This window comes from Luteimonas sp. GW821-FHT14E02, from assembly GCF_058803905.1.
Genome location: NZ_JBXAPK010000002.1, coordinates 138,850 through 160,008, shown reverse-complemented (window position 1 = coordinate 160,008; position 21,159 = coordinate 138,850). Strand labels below are relative to the sequence as shown.

At 66.2% G+C, this 21,159-nt stretch carries 23 protein-coding genes, 1 other RNA gene and 1 riboswitch; of the genes, 5 read left to right on the top strand and 19 right to left on the bottom strand.

The window, feature by feature from the left end; translation table 11 throughout:
* Nucleotides 1-5 precede the first annotated feature (5 nt).
* The 6 genes from ftsL to rsmI form a co-directional block, all read right to left on the bottom strand.
* The gene (gene ftsL, locus AC1RNP_RS03790; RefSeq protein WP_493050278.1) at nt 6-269 is read right to left on the bottom strand and encodes a cell division protein FtsL; all 264 of its coding nucleotides are present in this window, start codon (nt 267-269) and stop codon (nt 6-8) included.
* Entirely contained in the window at nt 269-1,186 is a 918-nt protein-coding gene (rsmH, locus tag AC1RNP_RS03785; RefSeq protein WP_493049921.1) for a 16S rRNA (cytosine(1402)-N(4))-methyltransferase RsmH, read from the bottom strand. The genes ftsL and rsmH overlap by 1 nt, the downstream gene beginning before the upstream one ends.
* A gap of 41 nt (nt 1,187-1,227) precedes the next feature.
* Nucleotides 1,228-1,674, bottom strand: coding sequence for a division/cell wall cluster transcriptional repressor MraZ (gene mraZ / locus AC1RNP_RS03780; protein WP_226469128.1), 447 nt, complete (start codon nt 1,672-1,674; stop codon nt 1,228-1,230).
* Between the two features lie 521 nt (nt 1,675-2,195).
* Nucleotides 2,196-2,545: RNase P RNA component class A (gene rnpB / locus AC1RNP_RS03775), an RNA gene on the bottom strand.
* Between the two features lie 64 nt (nt 2,546-2,609).
* On the bottom strand, nt 2,610-3,935 hold the full coding sequence (locus AC1RNP_RS03770; RefSeq protein WP_493049920.1) for an OmpP1/FadL family transporter: 1,326 nt from the start codon (nt 3,933-3,935) through the stop codon (nt 2,610-2,612).
* Nucleotides 3,936-4,222: 287 nt separating this feature from the next.
* A complete protein-coding gene (gene rsmI / locus AC1RNP_RS03765; protein ID WP_493049919.1) occupies nt 4,223-5,062 on the bottom strand; it encodes a 16S rRNA (cytidine(1402)-2'-O)-methyltransferase in 840 nt (279 codons plus the stop codon).
* Between the two features lie 117 nt (nt 5,063-5,179).
* Between rsmI and AC1RNP_RS03760 the strand changes: the two genes are divergently transcribed.
* Both AC1RNP_RS03760 and AC1RNP_RS03755 read left to right on the top strand, forming a co-directional pair.
* On the top strand, nt 5,180-6,361 hold the full coding sequence (locus AC1RNP_RS03760) for a penicillin-binding protein activator (protein WP_493049918.1): 1,182 nt from the start codon (nt 5,180-5,182) through the stop codon (nt 6,359-6,361).
* 25 nt (nt 6,362-6,386) lie between these two features.
* On the top strand, nt 6,387-6,800 hold the full coding sequence (locus AC1RNP_RS03755; RefSeq protein ID WP_493049917.1) for a YraN family protein: 414 nt from the start codon (nt 6,387-6,389) through the stop codon (nt 6,798-6,800).
* A gap of 133 nt (nt 6,801-6,933) precedes the next feature.
* Here the strand turns inward: AC1RNP_RS03755 and thiL are convergent, their stop codons facing one another.
* The 10 genes from thiL to glyA form a co-directional block, all read right to left on the bottom strand.
* The gene (gene thiL, locus AC1RNP_RS03750; protein WP_493049916.1) at nt 6,934-7,881 is read right to left on the bottom strand and encodes a thiamine-phosphate kinase; all 948 of its coding nucleotides are present in this window, start codon (nt 7,879-7,881) and stop codon (nt 6,934-6,936) included.
* 21 nt (nt 7,882-7,902) lie between these two features.
* The gene (gene nusB / locus AC1RNP_RS03745; RefSeq protein ID WP_226469134.1) at nt 7,903-8,394 is read right to left on the bottom strand and encodes a transcription antitermination factor NusB; all 492 of its coding nucleotides are present in this window, start codon (nt 8,392-8,394) and stop codon (nt 7,903-7,905) included.
* Complete coding sequence (gene ribH / locus AC1RNP_RS03740; protein WP_493049915.1) at nt 8,391-8,858, bottom strand: 6,7-dimethyl-8-ribityllumazine synthase; 468 nt, start codon at nt 8,856-8,858, stop codon at nt 8,391-8,393. Before ribH ends, nusB begins: the two co-directional genes overlap by 4 nt.
* A gap of 121 nt (nt 8,859-8,979) precedes the next feature.
* Nucleotides 8,980-10,086 carry a 3,4-dihydroxy-2-butanone-4-phosphate synthase gene (gene ribB, locus AC1RNP_RS03735; RefSeq protein WP_493049914.1) on the bottom strand — a complete coding sequence of 369 codons (1,107 nt, stop codon included), beginning with the start codon at nt 10,084-10,086 and terminating at the stop codon, nt 8,980-8,982.
* Nucleotides 10,083-10,715: a riboflavin synthase gene (locus AC1RNP_RS03730; protein WP_493049913.1), complete on the bottom strand. Its 633-nt coding sequence runs from the start codon at nt 10,713-10,715 to the stop codon at nt 10,083-10,085. The genes ribB and AC1RNP_RS03730 overlap by 4 nt, the downstream gene beginning before the upstream one ends.
* 82 nt (nt 10,716-10,797) lie before the next feature.
* Nucleotides 10,798-10,988, bottom strand: a riboswitch (FMN riboswitch).
* A 47-nt stretch (nt 10,989-11,035) separates the two neighbouring features.
* Nucleotides 11,036-11,785 (bottom strand): class I SAM-dependent methyltransferase, encoded by a 750-nt coding sequence (locus tag AC1RNP_RS03725; protein ID WP_493049912.1) that lies wholly within the window; start codon nt 11,783-11,785, stop codon nt 11,036-11,038.
* A gap of 44 nt (nt 11,786-11,829) precedes the next feature.
* Nucleotides 11,830-13,002, bottom strand: coding sequence for a bifunctional diaminohydroxyphosphoribosylaminopyrimidine deaminase/5-amino-6-(5-phosphoribosylamino)uracil reductase RibD (gene ribD / locus AC1RNP_RS03720; RefSeq protein ID WP_493049911.1), 1,173 nt, complete (start codon nt 13,000-13,002; stop codon nt 11,830-11,832).
* 170 nt (nt 13,003-13,172) lie between these two features.
* Complete coding sequence (nrdR, locus tag AC1RNP_RS03715; protein ID WP_226469140.1) at nt 13,173-13,706, bottom strand: transcriptional regulator NrdR; 534 nt, start codon at nt 13,704-13,706, stop codon at nt 13,173-13,175.
* Between the two features lie 6 nt (nt 13,707-13,712).
* Nucleotides 13,713-14,165, bottom strand: a complete 453-nt coding sequence (locus tag AC1RNP_RS03710; RefSeq protein WP_493049910.1) for a hypothetical protein — start codon at nt 14,163-14,165, stop codon at nt 13,713-13,715.
* Nucleotides 14,158-15,426, bottom strand: a complete 1,269-nt coding sequence (glyA, locus tag AC1RNP_RS03705; RefSeq protein WP_493049909.1) for a serine hydroxymethyltransferase — start codon at nt 15,424-15,426, stop codon at nt 14,158-14,160. Before glyA ends, AC1RNP_RS03710 begins: the two co-directional genes overlap by 8 nt.
* A 294-nt stretch (nt 15,427-15,720) precedes the next feature.
* Here glyA and lpxO point away from each other — a divergent pair, with 294 nt between their 5' ends.
* Nucleotides 15,721-16,623: a lipid A hydroxylase LpxO gene (gene lpxO / locus AC1RNP_RS03700; RefSeq protein ID WP_493049908.1), complete on the top strand. Its 903-nt coding sequence runs from the start codon at nt 15,721-15,723 to the stop codon at nt 16,621-16,623.
* A gap of 142 nt (nt 16,624-16,765) precedes the next feature.
* Here the strand turns inward: lpxO and AC1RNP_RS03695 are convergent, their stop codons facing one another.
* A complete protein-coding gene (locus tag AC1RNP_RS03695) occupies nt 16,766-17,338 on the bottom strand; it encodes an RcnB family protein (protein WP_493049907.1) in 573 nt (190 codons plus the stop codon).
* 218 nt (nt 17,339-17,556) lie between these two features.
* Between AC1RNP_RS03695 and ettA the strand changes: the two genes are divergently transcribed.
* A complete protein-coding gene (gene ettA, locus AC1RNP_RS03690; protein ID WP_493049906.1) occupies nt 17,557-19,215 on the top strand; it encodes an energy-dependent translational throttle protein EttA in 1,659 nt (552 codons plus the stop codon).
* A gap of 139 nt (nt 19,216-19,354) precedes the next feature.
* Entirely contained in the window at nt 19,355-20,182 is an 828-nt protein-coding gene (pyrF, locus tag AC1RNP_RS03685) for an orotidine-5'-phosphate decarboxylase (RefSeq protein ID WP_493049905.1), read from the top strand.
* A 12-nt stretch (nt 20,183-20,194) separates the two neighbouring features.
* Here pyrF and AC1RNP_RS03680 read toward each other — a convergent pair whose 3' ends face one another.
* Complete coding sequence (locus AC1RNP_RS03680) at nt 20,195-20,728, bottom strand: pyridoxamine 5'-phosphate oxidase family protein (protein ID WP_493049904.1); 534 nt, start codon at nt 20,726-20,728, stop codon at nt 20,195-20,197.
* A gap of 81 nt (nt 20,729-20,809) precedes the next feature.
* On the bottom strand, nt 20,810-21,148 hold the full coding sequence (locus tag AC1RNP_RS03675; protein WP_493049903.1) for a hypothetical protein: 339 nt from the start codon (nt 21,146-21,148) through the stop codon (nt 20,810-20,812).
* Between the last annotated feature and the right edge of the window lie 11 nt (nt 21,149-21,159).

Below are 21,159 nucleotides of genomic sequence, written 5' to 3'. Positions count from 1 at the left end.
GCCTTTCATGGCCGGATCACCACGATGTCGGCGCTTTCCGGGAATTTCATGCCGAGCTTGGTCCGCGCGATCTGGTCGATGCGGTTGGCTTCGGCCCAGGTCGCCTGCTCCAGCTGCAGACGGCCGAAATCGACGTTGAGTTCGTCGCGCGCGTGCTCGAGCCTGGCCAGCTGCACGAACAGCTGGCGATGCTGGTGGCGCGCATTGACCACGCCCACCGCGCTGACGATGTTGGCGATCACGAGGATGGCGAGGAGGACGCGCAGGATCATGCGGCCGTCTCCAGTTTTTCAGCCACGCGCAGCACGGCGCTGCGGGCACGCGGATTGGCCGCGACCTCGGCCGCGTCGGCCTTCTGCGCGTCACCGATCGCGCGCAGCGTCGGCACGAAAGATTCCGCCGCCGGCAAACGTCGATTGGCCGGCGGCGCTTTCGCATGCCGCGCGATGAAACGCTTGACGATGCGGTCTTCCAGCGAATGGAAACTGATCACGGCCAGCCGTCCGCCCGTCTTGAGGCCGGCATAGGCAGCGTCGAGGCCGCGCTCGAGATCGTCGAGTTCGCGGTTGATGTGGATACGGATGGCCTGGAAGGAACGTGTGGCCGGATGGATTTCCTTTTGTCCGCGCGCTGGTTTGCCGCGCGGCACGCTCGATGCGATCAGCTGCGCCAGATCGGCGGTGCGTGTGATCGGCTGCTGCGCGCGCCGCGTCACGATCGCGCGGGCGATGCGGCGGCTCATGCGCTCCTCGCCGTAGGTCCACAGCACGTCGGCGATCTCCTGCTCGGAGGCACGCGCCAGCCACTGCGCCGCGCTTTCGCCGCTGTCGGGATCCATGCGCATGTCGAGCGGCCCGTCCTTGCCGAAGCTGAAACCACGCTCGCCGACATCCAGTTGCGGCGAGGACACACCCAGATCGAAGAGAACGCCGTCGAGACCGTCCTGCGCGGCGTCCCAGTTTGCGAGGTCGGCGAAGCTGCCGCGGCGGATCGTCACGCGCGGATCGGTGCCGAATTCACGTTCGGCGACGGCGATCGCTTCGGGATCCTTGTCCATCAACAGCAGTCGACCTCCTCCCCCCAAGCGTTGCAGCACGCCGCGCGCGTGACCGCCGCGACCGAACGTGCCATCCAAATACGTTCCGTTCTCCACCACCCGCAGCCCTTCCATGACCTGCTGCCACATGACGGGGAGGTGGGCGGACCCGGCGTCCGCGCCACCGCCCGTCACAACTGCAAACCGAGCATGTCCTCGCCCAGATCGGCATCGCCCAGCGTCTGCCTGATCTGCGCGAGATGCGCCTGCTCGCTCCACAACTCGAATTTGTCGCCCATGCCCACCAGCACGGCCTTCTTTTCCACGCCGATCGCGTTGCGATGGCTGGCCGGCAGGCCGATGCGGCCGTTGCCGTCCGGCTCCACGAAGGTCGCCGCGCCCACCAGCTTCAGCTGCAAGTTGCGGCTCACCGACTTGGTGCGCGGCAGCGCGTTCACCTGATCGCGCACGCGCTCCCACACCGGCTGCGGGTAGAGGTAAAGACAACCCGACTCGAAGGGGTTGTAGGTGATCACCAGGCGGTTGCCGCACTCACGCGCGACAAGGTCCCGGTAACTGGTCGGGATCGCCAGCCGGCCCTTATCGTCAATTGTGATGGCGGTCTCGCCTTGGAACACGACAACCTTCTGGTTTTGCCCGTCTTCGGCGGGCTTCAACGCAAGAAAACCACAGAACTCCCGGTTTTCCCACGAAGCGCCACCTTAGGAGTGCCGCACAGGGTTGTCAACAACTTTCAGAAGGAAATTTACTTAGGCGTGTCAAGGACTTGCAGAGAACTTCAGAGACTTGTTCAAGCTTTATCCACAAGCTGCTGTTTCATCTCAAATTTTGAGATTCGACCAGTCTCACGATTGACGAGACGCACAGAATGAGCACAGCGCCACAGACCTGCTGCGACGCAACAACGGTTGAAGATTCCGCCACTGTCCTGAAATCGGAACAAACAGCAAAAAGTAAGAATTAACTCATCTAAATCAGAACAATAGAACCACCCGCAGACCGCCGCCCTACCCGACGAAGAGCCCCCTTGAGTCAAGGGGGCGCCGCGAAGCGGCGGGGTTCTGGTAGCAGATGCCCGGGGCCCAAAGTTTGCCGCGCAAACTTTGGGGCTTCATTTGGCGCTGCGCGCCAAATGAAGCGGCGGAGCCGGCCTGTAAGCCGGGTTCTGTCGTGAGCAGTCATTCCTCTAGGCGCAGCGTCACCGCTACGCTCAAGCAGCCTACCCGGAGGCACCGCGGGCCGCGGCATTGCCTCCCTATTTGGCCTTGCTCCCGGTGGGGTTTGCCGTGCCGGTCCGTTGCCGGACTCGCGGTGCGCTCTTACCGCACCATTTCACCCTTGCCGTCCTGCTTGCGCAGTCTTAGGCGGTATCTTTCTGTTGCACTTTCCGTCGGCTCGCGCCGCCCAGGCGTTACCTGGCACCGTGCCCTGTGGAGCCCGGACTTTCCTCGGCACCCTTGCGGATGACGCGACTGCCTGGCCGACTCCGCCGCGTCGATTATCGCACGCCCCCTTCCCGCCGGGCTAAAGGACGTCCGTCCGCCCGCGAACTTCAGAAGACGTAGCCCAACGACGCCGACAGCAGATCGATGTTGGCGCTGTAGCTGCCGTTGATGCGGCCGAAGTTCGAGGTGGTGGTGATTTCCGGCTCCCCGTTGAACAGGTGCAGATAGCCGACATCGACCACCATGCGATCCGACGGCTTCCACTCGAAGCCTAGGCCGAGCAGGCGGCGATCCGCGTCCGGCAGGCGCGCGTTGCGATGCTCCAGGCTCGTGGGCGTCTGGTCGTAGCCGATGCCGCCGCGCAGCAGCCAGCGCTCGTTGAGCTGGTATTCCACGCCGATCGACACCGCGGTGGTGTCACGGAAACCGTAGGTCTCCACCACGTTGCGTTCGCCCGGCGTGGTGTCGAAGTCGAGCACCAGTTCCTGGAAGCTCGTCCATGCGGTGCGCGAGATGTCGCCGGTCACCGCCCAGCGATCGTTGAACTTGTGAAACACGCTCAGGATCGCGACCGCCGGCGTATCGAGCCGGGTGCTGCCCTTGCTGGATTTCAGCAACGGCGGCAGATTGTCGAGGATCGCCTGTTCGGTGGCGTTGCGCGCCTGCGGCGGCCGGAACGTGCCCTTGCCGTCGATGTCCTGCTTCACCTTCGACTGATAGCTCAGCCCGATGTGCGTGTTCTCGGTGACGCTGAGCAGCACGCCCAGCTTGAAGCCCCAGTCGGTGGCATCGCCTTCGATGGTCGCCTTGCCGTCGCGCTGCTGCGACTGCCCCAGGAACAGGCCGTAATCCACAGCCTGGCTCAGTTCCGCATCCAGCCGCTGGCCGTACACGCTGACGCCGAAGCTGACGTAAGGATTCACGTCGTAGGAGAAGCTGGCGCCAAGATCGATCACGCGCAGATCCGACTTCAGCGCGCTGTAGCGTCCGACCCAGCCGTTGTCGTATTCGGTCTTCAATCCGAACGGCGCATCGATGAAGAAGCCCAGATGCGCCTTCTCGCCGATCGGCGTGGCAAAGAACGCGGACGCCACCGGCAGCAGATCGCCGGCATCGCCGCCATCACCGCCGGTGAGCGGCTGACGCGTGAAGTTATGCGTGCCGTTGTTGGAATCGTATTCGGCGCTGAGATTGATCAGCGTGGCGTCGGCCTGGAAGATCGGCCGCTCACCCAGCAGGCGCATGCCGGCGGGATTGTTGGAAACGATCGCGGCATCGCCCGGCGCGGAGGCACGTCCGGCGAAAGCGCGGCCGAGCGCGGCGGCGCTGTTTTCCCGGATCTGGAAACCGCCGGCAATGGCATCTGGCGCGATGGCGAAGGAAGCAACAACGGCGACGGTCAATACGCTCGGAACGAATAGCTTGCGGTTCATGCCTACCCTCTTGTCAGTGAAATTGCGGAATCCCCGATAAGATTTTTTGTCAGCCCCTGACGAATTCGCGTGAATCACGCACGTTGAAGCGCGCATGCATCGTTCCGGACCGTTCATACGCAATGTCCAATTCGAACGGGCCATGCGGGATAGCGGATCGGGCCAGATACCCGGCCTCTTGAGGCCATCCCTTTCGCGCGCTGATCGTTCACACGGTTCGACGCATCGCGGACCGTGTGAACTATTCGATCTTTGGATTCTCGCGAAGCAGAAATGCTTCGAGCGGATCAATCGCTGCCGTACAGCGCCTTGCGCGGCGCGCCGCTCAATTCCGCGGCCAGTTTCGCCGCCGTCGATGGCGGCAGGTGCGCGCTGAGTTTCGTGTAGATGCGCCGGCCCTCGGCGACTTTCGCATCCGCGTCATCGCCCGCGCCTTCGATCAGCAGCACGAACTCGCCCTTGCGTTGATTGGGATCGGCGTCGATGCGCGCCTGCAGTTCCGCCAGCGTGCCGTCGAGCACGCTCTCGAACAGCTTGGTCAACTCGCGCGCGACCACGGCGCGCCGCCCGGCGCCGAACACCGTCACGCAATCGGCCAGCGTCTCGGCGATGCGATGCGAGGATTCATAGAACAGCAGCGTGCGCGTTTCACTGACGAGCGCGGTCAACCGCTCGCGTCGCGCGTTTGCTTTCGCCGGCAGGAAGCCCTCGAACACGAAGCGGTCGCTGGGCAGGCCGGCGACGCTGAGCGCCGTGATCAAGGCGCTGGCGCCGGGCACGGGCGAGACGCGCACGCCCGCCGCGCGCGCGGCGCGCACGAGACGGAAGCCGGGATCGCTGACCAGCGGCGTGCCAGCATCCGACACCAGCGCCAGCGATTCGCCGGCCTGCAATCGCGCCACGAGCCGGCCGGCGAGTTCGTCCTCGTTGTGCTCGTGCAGGGCGATCAGGCTCTGCTCGATGCCGAAATGCGCCAGCAGCTGGCGGGTATGGCGGGTGTCCTCGGCGCAGATCGCGGCGACCGAGCGCAGGGTCTCCAGGGCGCGGGGCGAGAGATCGCCGAGATTGCCGATCGGCGTGGCGACTACGTGCAGCGTGCCGGCTGCGAAGGGTGTGGCGGCGGACATCGGAATTCCCAGCGTGAACGCTTCCCGGCCGCTTCGCGGAGCCGGGAAAGGCGAAAGGGTAGAATCCTAGCCGTTTCCGTCCCCGGGCCGGTCCTGATGCGCCATCCGTTGCAATCGATGAAAGGAATCCTCGCCGTTTCGCTGCTGGCCGCCCTGGCGGCGGGCTGCACCACGGTCAAAGTCAGCCAGGCCCCCGACAAGCCGAAGGAAGCGGCCGTCGAGGCGTCCCAGCGAGTCGCGCACTGGCAGTTCGACGCCGGCAGCCGTCCGCCGGCCGATCGCGACGGCTATCGCCCGCCACAGAAGTTGGCGGTGCTGCTGCCACTCTCGGGCAGCCTGGCCCCCGCCTCGGCGCCGGTACGCGACGGCCTGCTGGCCGGCTACTACGGCGAACAGCGCCGACGCCCCGAATTGAAATTCTACGACACCGCCGGCACGGCCGGCGGCGCGATCGCGGCCTACCAGAAGGCGGTCGCCGACGGCGCCGACCAGGTGCTGGGGCCGCTCGGCCGCGACGAGGTCGACGCGGTGTTCCGCGATGTGAAAACCGGCGTGCCGGTGCTGGCGCTCAACCGCGGCACGGTCGCCCCGCCCGCCAACAACGCGAGCTATTCGCTGGCGCCGGAAGACGACGGCAACAGCGCCGCCGACTACCTGACCACGCGCAAGGCATTGCGCGTGCTCGTGCTCAGCTCCGGCGACGACTACGCACGTCGCAGCGCGGCCAGCTTCGCGGCGCGGATGCAGGAAAACGGCGGCAGTGTCGTGCAGACATTGGCCGTGGTCGGCGACAAGCCGGCCGACATGACGCCGACGCTGCAGGCCGCCCTGCAAAAAGAAGGCGGCGTGGACGCGGTCTTCCTCGCCCTGCGCGGCCCGGCCGCGCGCGCGATGGCGCCGCAACTGTCGGCGGCCGGCTACACGGGCAAGCCACTAGTGGCGACCTCGCAACTGGTCTCCGGCACCGGCAAGGCCGAGCAGGACCGCGCCCTCGACGGCATCGCCTTCCCCACCGAGCGCTGGGGCGTGGCCTCGGTCTCCGGCCTGCCCGGCGCCGCCGACACCGCCGGCCGCATCTCCACGGCGCGCGGTCCGCAGGCCAAGCTGTTCGCCTTCGGTTTCGATGCCTGGCTGCTCACCGCCTATCTCGAACGCCTCGCCACCAGCGCGGACGCCGACGTGGAAGGCGCGACCGGCCTCCTGCGCGTCGGCGCGACCGGCAACGTGCTGCGCACGCCGGCGTGGTCGACCTTCAGCAGCGGCTACGTCGTGCCGCTGAACAACGGCCGGGGCGGCTGATCGCACCGGAACATCGGGCGAAGCCTTGAGCAGCCCGCGGCAACGCGGCGCGACCGTCGAAGCGGCGGCGCGCGCCTATCTGCTGCGTGCGGGACTGCGCGAGGTGGCGGCGAACGCGAATTATCGTTTTGGCGAACTCGACCTGGTCATGCTGGAGCCGGCGAGTCCTCATCGGGCTGGCAGTGCTCGCCGGCCTGGCGATGCGACGCTGGTGTTCGTCGAGGTGCGCTATCGGCGCGATACGCGATTCGGTGGTGGTGGCGCGTCGGTGGATGCCGGCAAGCGGCGCAAGCTCGTGCTCGCCGCCGAACAGTTCCTGGCCGCGCATCGCGAATATGCCGATGCGGCGTGCCGGTTCGATGTGATCGATGCGAGCGGGGATCCCGAGTCGCCTGAAATCATCTGGCTGCGCGATGCTTTCCGCGCCGACGATCTTTGAAGTCGTTGTGTGACTCGTCATTCCCGCAAAGGTGGGAATCCATGGACTTTCTTTAAATGACTACGACCGGATCGAACGTCCTTGGATTCCCGCCTTTGCGGGAATGACCAGCAAAAGCCAGGGACCGCTCCCTTCAGAAATGAGCGTAGCCCGTCTTCTCGGGCATCCATGTGTTGCCCTGCGCATCGAACGCACTCACGCGCCGCGCTTCGACAATGCGGCCGATCCGCGTCGCGACAACATTCTCCCGGCGCATGACATCGTCGATCGCAGCGCGTGCCTCGATCGCCGCCGTGAAGCACAACTCGTAATCATCGCCACCGCTGGCCTGCAGCGCGCGCCGCGTCGCGACATCGAACGCGGAGAGCAGCGCGGGCGATGCCGGTAGCGCATCGACTTTGACATCGGCACCGACGCCACTCGCTTCACAAACGTGCCCGAGATCGGACAACAATCCGTCGGAAACATCGATGCAGGCATGCGCCAGGCCGGACAACGCCAGTCCGGCCGCCACGCGCGGCTCAGGCCGGTCGAGGCGCGTGCGCAATGCGGCGTCGATGGCCGCGCCTTCCCGCCACTGCGCCAACGCGGCGGCGGCATCGCCCAATGTCCCGGTGACCCACACGTCGTCGCCGACCCGCGCGCCGTCACGGCGCAGCGCCTTGCCGGGCTCGACGAATCCATGCGCCGTTACGCACACCGACAGCGGCCCGCGCGTGGTGTCGCCGCCGACCAAGGCCACGTCATGCTGCGCCGCGAGTGCGAGAAACCCGTCGAGAAACCCGTCGACCCAGGCCGCCTCGCCTTCCGGCAGCGACAACGACAAGGTGCACCACGCCGGCCGCGCGCCCATCGCGGCGAGATCGGAAAGATTCACCGCCAGCGATTTCCAGCCGATGTCGGCGGCTGCGGTTTCCGCGGGGAAATGCACGCCCGCGTTGAGCGTGTCCATCGCCACGACGAGCTGCATTCCGGCCGGCACCGCCAGCAGCGCGGCATCGTCGCCGATCCCCAGCGCCACGTCGCTTCTGACAGCGGCGCGTCCGCGGATGCTTGCGATGAGATCGAATTCCGCGCTCACGGGCCGGAACTCCCGCACGCGCTAGGAGCGCGGCGCTTTCGCCTCGACGGCACGCCATTCCGCCGCGGCGTGATCGAGCACGCCGTTGACGTAGGTGTGGCCGTGTTCGGAGCCGAAGCGCTTCACCGTCTTCACCGCCTCGTCGATGATCACGCGATACGGCACGTCGATGCGATGCTGCAGTTCGTAGGCGGCGATGCGCAGCATGGCGCGTTCGATCGGATCGACGTCCTCGATGCCGCGATCCAGGAACGGCGCCAGCGCCGCGTCCAGTTCGCGATAGTGCTTGTCGACGCCGTGCACCAGGTCCTCGAAATATTCGAGATCGGCGACTTCGTGCGCCTGCTCGTGCGCGAACTGCGCGATCACGTTCTTCACGTCGGCGCCGGAAAGCTGCATCGCGTAGACCGCCTGCAGCGCGCGGCTGCGCGAACGCGAGCGCGCGACGTGGTCGACGCCGTCACGGCTGCGATGTCCGCCACGGCCGCGGTTGCGCGATTCGTCCCGGCTCAACGCAGCTTCTCCGTCAGGCTGGCCATCTCGATGGCGACCAGGGCGCATTCCTCGCCCTTGTTGCCATGGCTGCCGCCGGCGCGGTTCTCGGCATCGACGAGATCGTCGACCGCGAGCACGCCGTTGGCCACGGGCACGCCGTAGTCGAGGCTGATGCGCATCAGTCCGTCGGCGCAGCGATCGGCGACGTGTTCGTAATGTCGGGTATCGCCGCGCACCACGCAGCCGAGCGCGACGATCGCGCGGTGCGCGCCGGCCGCGGCGAGGCGCGAGGCGGCCAGCGGGATTTCCCAAGCGCCGGGCACGCGAACCACGTCGATCGCCTCGTCGAGGACGCCGTGGTCGGCGAAGGTCTTGCGCGCGCCGGCCACCAGCGCATCGGTGATGCGCGGATTCCAGCGGCTGGCGATGATCGCGAAACGCGCGCCTTCGGGGGCGCGCAGGTCGCCTTCGTGGTGGGTCATGGGTGCTGCGGATTTGATGGGGTGTGCAGTTTAGCCTTTATATGCCGCCATCCCAGCTTGACCCGCCATTCGGCTGTTGAAAGCCGCTGGGCTGGACGACAACCGGGATTTCCCATCGACGTCATGGCTCGAGGTATTCCACGACCTCCAGCCCGAACCCGGCCAGGCCGACCTGCTTGCGCGGCGTGCCGAGCACGCGCAGCTTGCCCAGGCCCAGGTCCGCCAGGATCTGTCCGCCCGCGCCGTTGCGGCGCCATTCCGCCAGGGCGCCGGCGCGGCTTTTGCCGGCGGCGGCATGCGTGGATGCGTCGCGGATGCGCGCGAGCAAGGCGTCCGGAGACTGCGGCTCGTCGAGCAGCACCAGCGCGCCGCGGCCCTCGGCCACGATGGCCGCGAGCACGTCGCCCACCGCCGGGCCGAAATCGGCGCGACGCCAGCGCAAGGTGTCGGCCAGGGGGTTGTGCATGTGCACGCGCACCAGCGTCGGCGTCTCAGTGTCCACTTCGCCGCGCAGCAGCGCGAAATGCAGGGCGTGGCTGACCCGGTCGCGATAGGTCACCAGGTGGAACGGCCCGTGCTCGGTCTCGATCTCGCGCTCGTCGACGCGCTCGACGGTGTGCTCGGTTTCGAGCCGGTAGCGGATCAGGTCCTCGATCGAGCCCATCTTCAGCCCGTGCTCGCGCGCGAACGCCTCCAGTTCCGGGCGACGCGCCATGCTGCCATCGGCGTTGAGGATCTCCACCAGCACGCCGGCCGGTTCCAGACCCGCCAGCATGGCCAGATCGGTGGCGGCCTCGGTATGGCCGGCGCGCGTCAGCACGCCGCCGGGCTGCGAGGTCAGCGGGAAGATGTGGCCGGGCTGCGCCAGATCGCGCGGCTGCGCGTCCGGCCGCACCGCGGTGCGGATGGTGTGGGCGCGGTCGTAGGCGGAAATGCCGGTGGTGACGCCCTCGGCGGCCTCGATGCTGACGGTGAAATTGGTGTGGTGCGTGGAGGTATTGGCCTGCACCATCGGCGGCAGGCCGAGTTGCTGACAGCGCTCGCGCGTGAGCGACAGGCACACGAGTCCGCGCGCGTGCGTGACCATGAAGTTGATGTCGGAAGGCCGCACCAGCTCCGCGGCCATGATCAGATCGCCTTCGTTCTCGCGATCCTCGTCGTCGACGATGACGACCATGCGGCCGGCGCGCAGTTCCTCCAGCAATTCGGCGATGGGCGCGAAGCTCATGTGCCCTCCTTCGCCGATGTCGAGTTCGCCGACAGCAGACGCTCGACGTAGCGTGCCACCAGGTCGACTTCGAGATTCACCGCATCGCCCACCTGCGTTTGCGAGAACGCGGTGTGCGAGACGGTGTGCGGGATCAACGCCACGTCGAAGCCTTCATCGTCGACGCCGTTCACCGTCAAACTGACGCCGTCCACGCAGATCGATCCCTTCTGGGCGATGTATTTCAACAGCGGCTTCGGCGCAGCGAAGCGCCAGCGCTGCGCACGCGCGTCCTCGCGCACATCGAGCACGCGGCCGACGCCGTCGACATGGCCGCTGACGAGATGGCCGCCGAGGCGATCGGTCGGGCGCATCGCGCGCTCCAGATTCACCGCGCGCCCGACCGGCAGCTGCCCGAGCGTGGTCAGCGACAGCGTTTCGTTGGAGGCATCGGCTTCGAAGCCGGTTTCGTCATCTGTGCCATCGATTGCCGCGACCACGGTGAGGCAGACGCCGTTGACCGAGATGCTTTCGCCGAGCGCCACGCCTTCGAACGGCAGCGTGCCGGCGTGGATGCGCAGACGGGCATCGCCGCCGCGCGTGTCGCGTGCGGCCAGGGTGCCGACGCCTTCGATGAGACCTGTGAACATGGGTTACCTGCCGCGTTCCGCAATAAGTCAGCAAAAAACGACTTGGGACGCGAAGGCACACGCGCAGCCGCCGGCCGCGCGATGCCGTCTTCTTTCATCCGGACTCTGACCGTCGGCCCCGGCATTCGACCGGGTCTGCTGACCTTTCGCGGCGTTTGCGAGGAACTCGCGCCAACCACGGAAGCGCTCGCGGGCTCGTGACGCGACCTGGGAAACCCAGCGCCGCCGTCACCTACCGCCGGTGGGGAATTTCACCCCGCCCTGAAGACGTTTCAATGTTGTGTGTGAAGCCAGGCCGGCGAACCGGCCCGCGCATCCTATCACTCGACTGGTTTGCGGCGGGCGTGAACGAACAGAGGCCAGTGGAGACGCTGTGTTGCGGCAGCCTCGCCCCAGGCCGCCACGAACGCGTCGGCGCGGGCGGCGACGGGGTCGACGCCGTGGCGTTCGCGGTAGCGCTTGGTCGCCGAATAGCTGGAGAAATAGCTGAGCAGCCGCGCCAGCGGCCAGTCCGCCTCCAGCGCGAACACCGGTGCGTCGACCGGATCGAACGGCCAGCGGAACCCGGCGTAGGCCGCGTCGACCAGCGCTCGCTCTGGCGGCCAGTCCTCGCGGATCGCGTCCTGGAATGCCGCGTTCGCCGCCACCAGCGCCGGCGGCACGACGATGTCCTGGTAGCCCCAGGCCACCAGCACGCCGCCGGGGCGCAGCACGCGCCCGCATTCGGCGAAGAAGGTCTCGTGATCGAACCAGTGCAGCGCCTGCGCCACGCAGACGGCGTCGACGCTGGCATCCGGCAGGCCGCAACGCTCGCCGGGCTCGACGGCGAAGGTCACGTTCGATGGCCCCGACGCCTGCGCGATCTGCGCCGCGCTCGGATCGGTGGCGTACACCGCGTCGAAATGCGCCGCCAGATCGCGGCTGGCCTGTCCGCTGCCGCAACCGGCTTCCCACACCTGCCCGCGCGCGGGCGCGATGGCGGCGATCCAGCTGAACAGCGCCTGCGGATATTCCGGACGCGCCACCGCGTAATCGGCGGCGACGGTGGAGAAGTGATCCTTGAAGGTCATGAGAGGAGGATGTCGCAATGCCATCCCTGGCGCCACAGACTGGCTTACGGAACGTCCTGCCCGGCCATCCCTGGCCGGGCGTTCGCATCCGCAGCCGATGCCGATAGGGCATCGGCCGAGCGCGGCTGCTCACCCGGCTGCAAGAGCAGACGCATGTCATCGCCCAAACGACGCGTATCCACGGTGCGCAAGCGCAGGCGCTCCGCCATCGTCTCGATCGACAATCCATCGAACAACGGCCGCGCCTGCGCGCCGAGCAGCACTGGCGCCACATAGAGCAGCAGCTCGTCCACCAGCCCCGCCCGCAGGAATGCACCCGCCAGCGTGGCGCCGGCCTCCACCTGTACCTCGCCGATATCGCGCTCGGCCAGCAGCGCCAGCACGGCGGCCAGATCCAGCGATCCCGCCTGCTGCTTCACCGCGGCGTGCGACGCCGTGAAGCCACGCGGCAGCTTGGCATCTGGCGCGTGCAGGTAGAGCGTCGGTGCGTCACCCTCGCGCACGCGGCCGCGTGCGACGGTCGCGAGGCCCGGATCGAGCACGACGCGCATGGGCGCGACGAATTCGATCGCGTCGTCGAAGCGCACCGTCAGCTGCGGATCGTCCGCCAGCACGGTGCCGGAGCCGGTCAGGATCGCGCCGCTGCGCGCACGCCAGCGCATCACGTCCTGGCGCGAGCCCTCGCCGCTGATCCACTTCGACTCGCCGTTGGCCATCGCCGTGCGGCCATCCAAACTGGTCGCCAGTTTCACCCGCACCCAGGGCCGGCCGCGCTCGACGCGCGACAGGAAGGCGCGATTCAGGGCACGCGCCTGCGCTTCCATCAATCCGGATTCGACGGCGATGCCGGCGGCAAGCAGCTTGTCGAAGCCTTTGCCATCCACTTGCGGGAACGGATCGCGCATCGCCGCCACCACGCGCGCCACGCCCGCCGCGATCAGCGCATCGGCGCAAGGCCCGGTGCTGCCAGTGTGCGCGCAGGGTTCGAGCGTGACGTAGGCGGTGGCGCCGCGCGCCTGCTCACCCGCGGCCTGCAACGCGAATACTTCCGCGTGCGGCCCGCCCTTGCGCTGGTGCCAGCCCTCGCCGACCACGCGATCGCCCTGGGCGATCACGCAGCCGACCATCGGATTGGGCTTGGTGGTGTAGGCGCCACGCTCGGCCAGGCGCAGCGCGCGCGCCATCATCGCGTGGTCGGTTGCGGTGAATCCGGTCATCGTTTCGCCTTTTAAGTGTTGCTGTCCCCTTCTCCCCTCGAGAGAAGGTGCCCCGAAGGGCGGATGAGGGTGGGAGAACGACTCGCCAGGGAACGCTCCCGAGGGCCGGAATTCTCCCGCCCTCATCCGGCGCTTCGCGCCACCTTCTCCCGGCGGGAGAAGGAAAAAACCTAGCGTTTCTTGTTCTTGTCGACGTTCTTGTCGAACGGCACCACGTCCCCGCCGAGCAGCGGCAGCTGTCCCTCGCCGGGCAGATCGCGTTCGAGCCGGTCGAGTTCCTCGCGGAAATCAGCCACGTCCTCGAACGAACGATAGACGGAAGCGAAGCGCACGAACGCCACGTGGTCGAGCTTGCGCAGCTCCGCCATCACGAACTCGCCGACGCGGCGCGAGGGCAGCTCGCGTTCGGTGGTCATGCGCGACTGGTGCACCACCGCGCGCACCGCCGCCTCGATCTGCTCCTCCGATACCGGCCGCTTGTGCAGCGCGCGATCAAAGCCGCGGCGCAGCTTCTTGGCATCGAACGGTTCGCGCCGGCCATCACCCTTGATGATCACCGGCATCTTGATTTCCACCGTCTCCAGCGTGCTGAAGCGCTCGCCGCAGGCCTCGCACTCACGGCGGCGGCGGATCGTCGCGCCGTCGTCGCTGACGCGCGAGTCGATCACGCGGGTGTCCTGGTGCTGGCAGAAGGGGCAATGCATCGTCGGCTAATTACGCACCCTGACCCAAACCAGATGCAAGCAGGGCAACACCAACGCCGGCCCCGCAAACCATGCCCAGCGGGCAGATTTCACTTCATGCCAGCTCTTCGTCACCACACAGAGCACCACGAATGCCAGCGCCATGGCGATGCCGACAGCCAATGCCCCCCACCAGCCGGCGTTCACTTTTTTCAACGCAAGACGACCGCCGAACAAATAGTGACCGGACAAGACGAACCAAGCCGAAATTCCGAGCCCACCGACAACGACCACGAGAATTGCCAGGGCCAGTGTCGAAATCTCACGAAGGTCCACCTGCGTTTCGGCCGCCATCCCGACCACCATGAGCGTGCCGAAGAACAGCAATGGAATCGACACCGCCAAGGACGGCAATCCAAATAAAACCATCTCCATGCCGTAGAGCCAGCGACCGGCGATGTCAGATCGCGCACTAGCCATAGACAGGGAATTGTCGGCACTGCTTGGTCACGTTCTCGCGTACACCCGCGATCACGTTCTCGTCCTTCGGATTGTCCAGCACGTCGCAGATCCAGTTCGCCAGCGCCACGCAATCCGGCTCCTTGTAGCCGCGCGTGGTCACCGCCGGTGTGCCGATGCGCAGGCCCGAGGTGACGAAGGGCTTCTGCGGGTCGTTCGGCACGGCGTTCTTGTTGACGGTGATGTGCGCCTTGCCGAGCGCGGCCTCCGCATCCTTGCCGGTGATGCCCTTGCCGATCATGTCGACCAGCATCAGATGGTTCTGCGTGCCACCGGAGACGATCTTGTAGCCGCGCTTGATGATGGTCTCGGCCATCGCCTGCGCGTTCTTCACCACCTGCTGCTGGTAGGTCTTGAATTCGGGCTCCAGCGCTTCCTTGAAGGCGACCGCCTTGGCGGCGATCACGTGCATCAGCGGGCCGCCCTGGATGCCGGGGAAGACGATCGATTGCAATTTCTTCTCGATCTCCTCGGCCGCCTCGCCCATCGCGGCGCGGCTGGCGACGATGATGCCGCCGCGCGGGCCGCGCAAGGTCTTGTGCGTGGTCGAGGTGACCACGTGCGCGTGCGGCAGCGGGCTCGGGTACACGCCGGCGGCGATCAGGCCGGCGACGTGCGCCATGTCGACGAAGAGATAGGCGCCGATCTTGTCGGCGATGGCGCGGAAGCGCGCCCAGTCCACTACCTGCGAGTAGGCGCTGAACCCGGCCACCACCATCTTCGGCTTGTGTTCCAGGGCGAGGCGCTCGACCTCGTCGTAATCGATCAGGCCCTCGTCGTTCACGCCGTACTGCACGGCGTTGAGGATCTTGCCGGAGAGATTGACCTTGGCGCCGTGGGTGAGATGGCCGCCGTGCGCCAGCGACATGCCCAGGATGGTGTCGCCGGGATTGAGCAGCGCGAAATACACCGCCTGGTTGGCCTGCGATCCTGAATGCGGCTGCACATTCGCGTAGTCGGCGCCGAACAGCTGCTTGATGCGGTCGATGGCCAGCTGTTCGGCCACGTCGACGTATTCGCAGCCGCCGTAGTAGCGCTTGCCCGGATAGCCTTCGGCGTACTTGTTGGTCAGCACGCTGCCCTGCGCTTCCATCACCCGCGGGCTGGCGTAGTTTTCCGAGGCGATCAGCTCGACGTGATCCTCCTGGCGGCGCACCTCATTGGCGATGGCTTGGGCGAGTTCGTCGTCGAAACCGGCGATGCGGGCGCTGCTGGAGAACATTCGGGACCTCGGGCGGGGGTTTGGCGCCTGGAACACCGGCGCGGACGGGGTTTTCAAGTATCGCAGGGCGCGGGACGCCGTCATAGGGCCGCCGGTGGCTCTTCACGCCTCTCCGCCGCATCCAGACGGCGCCAACCGTGCCGTGCGGCACTGATTCATCCCCCTTGCAAAACAATATGATCCGCCCCAGAAACCGGGGCAGGCCTTTAAAATGCGGTCGGCAAGCTCTTCGCCAGCCAGACCCACCGGGCGACGCGCCCGCCCTCCTTCTCCCTCTGGTCCAGAGTTCACGCCGTGAAATGGGTTTTCGTCCTTTTGTTCGTCGCCAGCGCGATCTACGTGCATTTCCGCGGCAAGGTGCGCCATCGCGTGGGCCGGCAGCTGCTCGACCACTCCACGTTCATGGCGCCGATCAACGTGCTGATGTACGCGTTCTCGCGCGTGCCGACAACGGCCTTCATCGACCCCGGCAAGCATTTCCCCGAGCTTGAAACGCTGCGCGGCCACTGGCAGGTCATCCGCGAGGAGGCGCGGCACCTGCGCGAGATGCAGCACATCAAGGCGGCCGACGGCTACAACGATGTCGGTTTCAACTCCTTCTTCCGCCGCGGCTGGAAACGCTTCTACCTAAAGTGGTACGACGACGCCCACCCCTCCGCCGCCGAGCTGTGCCCGCGCACCACCGAGCTGCTGCGCGCCATCCCGAGCGTGAAGGCGGCGATGTTCACCGAACTGCCGCCGGGTTCCGAATTGCGCAAGCACCGCGACCCCTTCGCCGGCTCGCTGCGCCTGCACCTCGGCCTGGAAACGCCCAACGACGACGCCTGCTTCATCGACGTGGACGGCACCCGCTACAGCTGGCGCGACGGCGAGTGGACCATGTTCGACGAAACCTTCATCCACTGGGCGCAGAACGGCTCCGACCAGAACCGGACCATCCTGTTCTGCGACATCGAGCGGCCGATGAAATATCGCTGGGCGCAGTGGCTCAACCACTTCGTCGGCAAGAACTTCATCGCCGCCGGCGCCTCCCCGAACATGGAAGGCGACAAGACCGGCGTGATCAACAAGTTGTTCAAGTATTTCTACGCGGTGCGCCTGAAAACCAAGGAACTGCGCAAGCGCAGCAAGTTCACGTACTACGCACTGAAGTACCTCGGGATTGCGCTGGTGGTGGCGCTGATCATCTGGCTCTAGGGAAACTCCAAGATCGTCATTCCGGCGAAAGCCGGAATCCAGTTTTTCCGTCAAGAGTCGGATTCCGGCTTCCGCCGGAATGACGAGCAAAAAGAAAGCGCGCCCTGGGCGCGCTTTCTTCGTTCCGGATGCCGGCTCCGCCTTAGTTGTGCAGGATCAGGTCGGCGATGACGCCGGTGGCGATCGCCACCAGCAGGAAGTCGCCGGCATCGCTGCGGCGCCAGCGGTAGCCATACGGCGGGTGCCGCAGGCCGTAGCGCCCGTAGTCGTAGACCACGTAGGTCGGGCCGTAGCCGCGATCGTAGTAGCGGGTGCCACGCGCCCAGCGCGGCGGGCCGTAACCGTGGTAGCCGTAGGCGCGGCCATAGGGCGGGCCCGGACGGTAGTCGTGGTGGATCACGCGTACCGGCGGCGCGTAGTAGCGTCGACCGTAGTCGCGATCGCCGTAATAGCGTTCGTCACGGTAATACCGCCTGTCGTCGTGTCGACCGTAGTAGCGTCGATCGTCATCGCGATCACGCCCGTGACGTTCACGGCGCCAATCGCCGCGGTCATCGTTGCCGCGGTGGTCACGCCAACGCTCCTGGCGGCCGTCGTGACGCTCGTAGCGGCCATCGCCGTGCTCGCGCCAGCCATCACGCGCGAGGGCCGTCGGCGCGGTCGCCATCAGCGCAAGCAGCAACGGCGCCGTGAATCCGAGCAGTTTCCGCATCATGTCGTTCTCCCGGGTGGGATCTGGTTGGGGACACTATCGGAGAGGGCAACTGAATCGCCACTTTCCCGAACCGGGTTCGCCCGGCTCCCCAACAAACCGGTTCAGATGGCGTGCAGACGGACGGCCTGGCGAGGGCGCACCGGCTATAATCCTGACTTCCCAACCTTCCAGCTCGCCCGCCGGCCCCGCCGCGGGCGCGGGCCGCATCGGAATCCTGCATGCAATACATCTACACCATGAACGGCGTCAGCAAGACCGTGCCGCCGAAGCGTCAAATCATCAAGGACATCTCGCTGTCGTTCTTCCCCGGCGCCAAGATCGGCCTGCTGGGCCTGAACGGCGCCGGCAAGTCGACCGTGCTGAAGATCATGGCCGGCGTCGACCAGGATTTTGTCGGCGAAGCCCGCCCGCAACCCGGCATCAAGGTCGGCTATCTGCCGCAGGAACCGGAGCTGGACCCGGAGAAGACCGTGCGCCAGGCGGTCGAGGAAGGCGTCGGCGAAATCCTCAACGCCCAGGCCGAACTCGACAAGGTCTACGCCGCCTACGCCGAGGAAGGCGCCGACTTCGACAAGCTGGCCGCCGAACAGCAGCGCCTGGAATCCATCCTGGCCGCCGGCGACGCGCACACGCTTGAGAACCAGCTGGAAATCGCCGCCGACGCGCTGCGCCTGCCGCCGTGGGAGGCCAAGATCGGCAATCTCTCCGGCGGTGAGAAGCGCCGCGTCGCCCTGTGCCGCCTGCTGCTGCAGAAACCCGACATGCTGCTGCTCGACGAACCCACCAACCACCTCGACGCCGAGTCGGTGGAATGGCTGGAGCAGTTTCTGCAGCGCTACACCGGCACCGTGGTGGCCGTCACCCACGACCGCTACTTCCTCGACAACGCCGCCGAGTGGATTCTCGAACTCGACCGCGGCCGCGGCATTCCGTGGAAGGGCAACTACACCGAATGGCTCATCCAGAAGGAAGACCGCCTGAAGCAGGAAGAAGGCCAGGAAAAAGCCCGCCAGAAGGCGATCGCCAAGGAACTGGAATGGGCGCGGCAGAATGCCAAGGGTGGCCGCTCGAAAGGCAAGGCGCGCCTGGCCCGCATCGAGGAACTGCAGTCGGTCGATTACCAGAAGCGCAACGAGACCAACGAGATCTTCATCCCGCCGGGCGAGCGCCTGGGCAACAAGGTCATCGAGTTCAAGAACGTCAGCAAGAAGTTCGGCGACCGCCTGCTGATCGACGATCTCAGCTTCAGCGTGCCCCCGGGCGCGATCGTCGGCATCATCGGCCCGAACGGCGCCGGCAAGTCGACGCTGTTCAAGATGATCACGGGCAAGGAGAAGCCGGATTCGGGCACGATCGAGACCGGCCCGACCGTGAAGCTGGCCTACGTCGACCAGAGCCGCGAAGCGCTGGCCGGTAACCACAACGTGTTCCAGGAAGTCTCCGGCGGCCTGGACATCCTCAACATCAACGGCATCGAGATCCAGTCGCGCGCCTACATCGGCCGCTTCAACTTCAAGGGCCAGGATCAGCAGAAGCTCGTCGGCACGCTGTCGGGCGGCGAACGCGGCCGCCTGCACATGGCCAAGACCCTGCTGCAGGGCGGCAACGTGCTGCTGCTCGACGAGCCGTCGAACGACCTCGACATCGAAACCCTGCGCGCGCTGGAAGACGCCTTGCTGGAATTCCCCGGCAACACCTTCGTCATCTCGCACGACCGCTGGTTCCTGGACCGCATCGCCACGCACATCCTCGCCTTCGAGGGCGATTCGCACGTGGAATTCTTCCAGGGCAACTATCGCGAGTACGAGGAAGACAAGAAGCGCCGCTTCGGCGACGATGCCGGTCCGCACCGGCTGCGCTTCAAGGCGCTGAAGTGAGACAACAGCGAACGGGACCGGCGACGGTCCCGTTTTTATAGGTAACGGCTTCACAGGCAACAGCTTCGCAGGCAGCGGCACAAGCCATCGGCATCATCGCCTCGCATCGACATTGATATCGACTCCAGGAGTTGCTCCCATGAACTTCATGCACGCATTGCGCCAACGCTGGCAACAAGCCGGCACCCTGGTCTGCGTCGGCCTCGATCCCGAACCTGCGAAGTTCCCCGCGAAATTGTCCGGCGATGACGATGCGGTGTTTTCCTTCAACCGCGACATCATCGACGCCACGGCCGACTACGCCTGCGCGTTCAAACCGCAGATCGCGCATTTCGCCGCGCTTGGCGCCGAAGACGCGCTGTCACGACTGATCGCACACATCCATGCGCACCATCCCGGCATCCCGGTGATCCTGGATGCCAAGCGCGGCGACATCGGCAGCACCGCGCAGCAGTACGCGGCCGAGGCATTCGACCGCTACACCGCCGACGCGGTCACCGCCAATCCCTATCTTGGTCATGATTCGCTGCGGCCGTTCCTGGATCGCGCCGACAAGGGCGTGGTGATCCTGTGCCGCACCTCCAATCCCGGCGCCGGCGATTTGCAGGATCTGCCGGTCCGCGGCAACGATGGCAAAGAACGGCCGCTCTACCAGCACGTCGCCGCGAAAGTCGCCGGCGAGTGGAACGTCCATGGCAACTGCGCCCTGGTCGTGGGCGCGACCTGGCCGGCGCAGTTGAAGGAAGTGCGCGCGATCGTCGGCGACGTGCCGTTCCTGGTGCCCGGCATCGGCGCACAGGGTGGCGATGTCGAAGCGGTGGTGAAGAACGGCGCCACGTCCGATGGCACCGGCCTGATCATCAGCAGCTCGCGGGCGATCCTGTATGCGTCCGACGGCGACGATTACGCGCAAGCGGCGGCGCGCGCGGCGCGCGAGTTGCGCAACCAGATCAATCGATACCGCTGAATCTTCACGCGACTAGACTCCAGCCCATGCGGCCGCCAACGTGGATAGCGGCACCTCGATGCGCCGGTCCTGCTTGTCCTGCAGCCACCGCTCGATGTCGAACAGCCACCAGCGGGTGATCGTCACTTCGTAGAAGCGGCGATTTCCGGTTCCCACGAACTCTTCGATCGGAAGCATCCATTCCCGCCTGACCAGATCGTCAGGAAAGTTGTGCTCGTAATAGTGCCGATGGGCGGCATGCGCTTCCACGGAGTCGAGGACTCTGCACTCACTCACGAACTGGGCACCATCCAGCCCGATCGGCGAAGCCGCCCCCAGGTCATGGCGGAAGATGCTGCCGGACACAACGGCACCGCCTTCAAGATTGCGCGAATGCAAGGCATCTCGCATGGAGTACCAGATCAACTTCAGCGGCTCGGCCCGGCAAACATAATTGACCGTCGATGCCCACGGCTCGCCTCGCGCGGACACCGTGGCCAGGGTCATGAAACGTGCCGTGCGCAGTAGCAGCCGACTACGATCGAGCGGCGCGGAAAGTTCGGTCATGAACTTCCTCCAGCAATATTGGCGGGGAATATTGGCGAAACGGGCGACACAACCGGGACGACGCGTCCACGGACGCCGCCGTCAGGATTTGGGAGGAAGTGGCGCGTCGTTGAGCAGACGCGCTTCCAGGATCTCCCACCACAGATCCTGTTCCACGCGGCGTCGTTCCCATTCGGGATCCTGCGAGCGACGATGGACTTCCTTGCGATACGCGCCCCAGGCAGCCTCATCGGCGAAGGACACTGAGTGCTCCAGAGAATGCGCCTCGGTGCCGATCGTTCGAACCAGCCAGCGAGGATCGTGCGCCATCTCGAGGCCGGCGTAGAACCAGTCCTCGCGCTCCCGCACCCAACGCCAGAAGGCCCGCAAATCGCCGCGCGCCTTGATCGTGGGTCGCATGACATAGACCAGATGCAGCATCCGACGCTCCT

Bases quoted from the DNA above. Each gene is read 5' to 3' on its own strand.
- rsmH (WP_493049921.1), bottom strand. From the start codon at position 1,186: ATGTGGCAGCAGGTCATGGAAGGGCTGCGGGTGGTGGAGAACGGAACG.
- AC1RNP_RS03770 (WP_493049920.1), bottom strand. From the start codon at position 3,935: ATGAACCGCAAGCTATTCGTTCCGAGCGTATTGACCGTCGCCGTTGTT.
- rsmI (WP_493049919.1), bottom strand. From the start codon at position 5,062: ATGTCCGCCGCCACACCCTTCGCAGCCGGCACGCTGCACGTAGTCGCC.
- AC1RNP_RS03760 (WP_493049918.1), top strand. From the start codon at position 5,180: ATGAAAGGAATCCTCGCCGTTTCGCTGCTGGCCGCCCTGGCGGCGGGC.
- ribH (WP_493049915.1), bottom strand. From the start codon at position 8,858: ATGACCCACCACGAAGGCGACCTGCGCGCCCCCGAAGGCGCGCGTTTC.
- ribB (WP_493049914.1), bottom strand. From the start codon at position 10,086: ATGAGCTTCGCGCCCATCGCCGAATTGCTGGAGGAACTGCGCGCCGGC.
- AC1RNP_RS03730 (WP_493049913.1), bottom strand. From the start codon at position 10,715: ATGTTCACAGGTCTCATCGAAGGCGTCGGCACCCTGGCCGCACGCGAC.
- AC1RNP_RS03725 (WP_493049912.1), bottom strand. From the start codon at position 11,785: ATGACCTTCAAGGATCACTTCTCCACCGTCGCCGCCGATTACGCGGTG.
- ribD (WP_493049911.1), bottom strand. From the start codon at position 13,002: ATGACCGGATTCACCGCAACCGACCACGCGATGATGGCGCGCGCGCTG.
- nrdR (WP_226469140.1), bottom strand. From the start codon at position 13,706: ATGCATTGCCCCTTCTGCCAGCACCAGGACACCCGCGTGATCGACTCG.
- AC1RNP_RS03710 (WP_493049910.1), bottom strand. From the start codon at position 14,165: ATGGCTAGTGCGCGATCTGACATCGCCGGTCGCTGGCTCTACGGCATG.
- glyA (WP_493049909.1), bottom strand. From the start codon at position 15,426: ATGTTCTCCAGCAGCGCCCGCATCGCCGGTTTCGACGACGAACTCGCC.
- AC1RNP_RS03695 (WP_493049907.1), bottom strand. From the start codon at position 17,338: ATGATGCGGAAACTGCTCGGATTCACGGCGCCGTTGCTGCTTGCGCTG.
- ettA (WP_493049906.1), top strand. From the start codon at position 17,557: ATGCAATACATCTACACCATGAACGGCGTCAGCAAGACCGTGCCGCCG.
- pyrF (WP_493049905.1), top strand. From the start codon at position 19,355: ATGAACTTCATGCACGCATTGCGCCAACGCTGGCAACAAGCCGGCACC.
- AC1RNP_RS03680 (WP_493049904.1), bottom strand. From the start codon at position 20,728: ATGACCGAACTTTCCGCGCCGCTCGATCGTAGTCGGCTGCTACTGCGC.
- AC1RNP_RS03675 (WP_493049903.1), bottom strand. From the start codon at position 21,148: ATGCTGCATCTGGTCTATGTCATGCGACCCACGATCAAGGCGCGCGGC.